This is a genomic window from Photorhabdus hainanensis, assembly GCF_018448965.1.
Classification (GTDB): domain Bacteria; phylum Pseudomonadota; class Gammaproteobacteria; order Enterobacterales; family Enterobacteriaceae; genus Photorhabdus; species Photorhabdus akhurstii.
Map to the genome: position 1 here is coordinate 1 of NZ_RCWD01000119.1, position 791 is coordinate 791.

Genomic DNA, 791 nt, shown 5'->3' on the forward strand with positions numbered 1-791 from the left:
TCATGAGTTTATTTCATTATATGGTCATGAAGAACAATGCCAGAAACAGGTGTTCGATATGCGCTGGCCTACGGGGTATCACTGCCCTCATTGTGGGCATGATAAGTATTGCCAGTTAAAATCTCGTCTCCTTTATCAGTGCAATCAATGCCATCATCAGACATCTTTGACGGCCGGCACATTGTTTTCTGCGTCAAAATTACCTTTAACTGTGTGGTTTTTGGCGATTTATCTCATGACTCAGGAGAAAAATGGGATTTCTGCACTTGAATTGTCACGTCAACTGGGCATTTCCTACAATGCGGCATGGCGTATGAAACACAAGCTAATGAAAGCAATGAAAGAACGGGATGACGAAAAGCCTCTCGGCGGGTTTATTCAGCTTGACGACGCATACTGGGGAGGGGCTCAGCATGGCCCCCGAGGGCGAGGGGCAAAAGGGAAATGCCCTTTCGTTGCGGCAGTTTCAATGAATGAAAAGGGCCACCCTATGTTCATGCGTTTCAGCGTTGTGAAAGGGTTTAAGACCGAGGAACTGACCCGTTGGGCTAAAGTGCATCTCAAACCAGAATCTCTTGTTATTTCAGATGGATTAGCCTGCTTTCGGGGGATTGAGCAAGCCGGGACTTTCCATTTGCCCCTCGTTACCGGCGGTGGAGCGCAGAGTGTTAAGCTTCCTTATTTTCAGTGGGTTAACACAATGATAAGTAATGTAAAAAATTCGATACGCGGAACATATCATTCGATTAGCAAAAAGTATTTACCTCGTTATCTTGCCGAATTCTGTTTCA

At 45.5% G+C, this 791-nt stretch carries 1 protein-coding gene; it reads left to right on the forward strand.

Annotated elements, in window-relative coordinates:
* A partial coding sequence (locus EAE92_RS24135) for an IS1595 family transposase (protein ID WP_214069864.1) occupies window positions 1-791 on the forward strand: 791 nt, incomplete at both ends.